The organism is Cellulomonas sp. A375-1 (genome assembly GCF_001040865.1).
GTDB classification, from domain to species: domain Bacteria; phylum Actinomycetota; class Actinomycetes; order Actinomycetales; family Cellulomonadaceae; genus Cellulomonas; species Cellulomonas gelida.
Genome location: NZ_LFKW01000133.1, coordinates 11,541 through 13,475 on the forward strand (window position 1 = coordinate 11,541; position 1,935 = coordinate 13,475).

2 protein-coding genes are annotated in these 1,935 nt (G+C 72.9%); one reads left to right on the forward strand and one right to left on the reverse strand.

What is annotated here, in order from left to right:
• Window position 1: 1 nt before the first annotated feature.
• A complete protein-coding gene (locus CWIS_RS14130; RefSeq protein WP_048344000.1) occupies window positions 2-886 on the reverse strand; it encodes an undecaprenyl-diphosphate phosphatase in 885 nt (294 codons plus the stop codon).
• Window positions 887-980: 94 nt separating this feature from the next.
• Between CWIS_RS14130 and CWIS_RS14135 the strand changes: the two genes are divergently transcribed.
• The coding region (locus CWIS_RS14135; RefSeq protein ID WP_048343963.1) for an aldo/keto reductase at window positions 981-1,935 on the forward strand (955 nt) is incomplete at its 3' end.

Below are 1,935 nucleotides of genomic sequence, written 5' to 3' on the forward strand. Positions count from 1 at the left end.
GTCAGGTGGCCGTCGACGGCATCGCGTCGACGGCACCCGTCAGGAGCAGGACGACGACGAGCGCCGCGAGCCCCAGCCGGTACCAGACGAACGGCCTGTAGCTGAACGTCGAGACGATCTTCAGGAACGCGATGATCACGAGGTAGCCGACGAAGAACGCGACCACCGTGGCGAGCATCGTGACACCGAAGCCGGGCGTGCCGGCCTTGCCGAAGTCGTCGACGGACTTGACGAGCTGGAACAGGCCCGAGCCGAAGACCGCGGGGATCGCGAGCAGGAACGAGTACCTCGCCGCCGCCTCGCGCGTGTAGCCCATGAGCAGACCGCCCGTGATGGTGCCGCCCGAGCGGGACACGCCGGGGATGAGCGCGAGCGCCTGCCAGAACCCGAACTGCACGGCGTCGCGCGGGCTGAGCTGCTCGAGCGGCTTGGAGCGCCGGCTGATCTTGTCCGCCCAGCCGAGCACCAGAGCGAAGCCCGCCAGCGTCACGACGACGAGCCACAGATTGCGGAACGTCTTCTCGATCTCGTCCTGGAGCAGGACTCCGAGCACGACGATCGGGACCGTGCCGAGCGCGATGAACCACGCCATGAGCGCGTCGTGGTCCGCACGCTGACCCACGGGTGCGCCGAGTCGCGAGCGCAGGTCGGTGCCGTACCGCCCCCGGAGCGCCTGCCACCACGCGGTGAGGATGCGCGCGAGGTCGCGCCGGAAGTACAGGAGCACCGCGGTCTCCGTGCCCAGCTGCGTGATCGCGGTGAACGCGGCCCCCGGGTCTCCCCCGAGCAGGTCGCCCACGATGCGCAGGTGGGCGCTCGACGAGACGGGCAGGAACTCGGTGAGTCCCTGCACCAGGCCGAGGATGATCGCGTCGAACCCGCTGATGTCTGCCACGGGCGGTCACGATATCCCGCCGAGCTCGCGGAACCGCCTCGACGCGAGGCCGACCTGCTGGGTCGTCCTACTAGGGTGACGCCCCATGGAGCATCGTCACGTCGGCCGCACGGGCCTGCGCGTCTCGCGCATCGGGCTGGGCACCATGACCTGGAGCCGCGACACCGACGAGCACGAGGCCGCCGAGCAGCTCCGGGAGCTCGTCGCCGCGGGCGGGACGCTCGTCGACACGTCCGCGTCCTACGCCGAGGGGGGTGCGGAGGAGCTGCTCGGTTCGCTCGTCGGGACGGTGGTCGGCCGCGACGAGCTGGTGCTGTGCACCAAGGCGGGCGTGCGCAGGACCGCGGCGGGCCCGGTCGTGGACGCGTCGCGCGGCGGTCTGCTCGCGTCGTTGGACGCGTCGCTCGCCCGCCTCGGCACCGACCACGTCGACCTGTTCCTCGTGCAGTCCCCCGACCCCCGCACGCCGCTCGAGGAGACCGCCTCGGCGCTGCGGCAGGCGGTCGTGTCCGGCCGCGCCCGGTACGTGGGCGTCGCGAACCACGCCGGCTGGCAGGTCGCGCTGCTGGCCGGCCTGCTCGACGACGTGCGTGACCGCGTGGGCCTGACCGCCGTCGAGATGGAGTACTCGCTGCTGCAGCGCGGGATCGAGCGCGAGGTCGTGCCTGCGGCGCGCGCCGTCGGCACGGGCGTGCTGGCCTGGTCGCCACTCGGCCGCGGCGTGCTCACCGGCAAGTACCGGCGCACGGTGCCCGCCGACTCGCGCGCGGCCTCGCCGCACCTGGCCGGCTTCGTCCAGCCGTACCTCACCGCATCCGCTTCCGCGGTCGTCGACGCCGTCGTCATGGCGGCGGGCGGCCTGCAGCGTCAGCCGCTCGAGGTCGCGCTGGCGTGGCTCGCCCGACGTGAGGTGGTGGCCAGCACGATCGTCGGCGCGCGCACGGCGAGCCAGCTCCGCGGCGCGCTCGCGTCGCTCGACCTCGAGCTGCCCGACGAGCTCGTGCAGGCGCTCGACGACGTCTCGGCACCCGCGCTCGGCT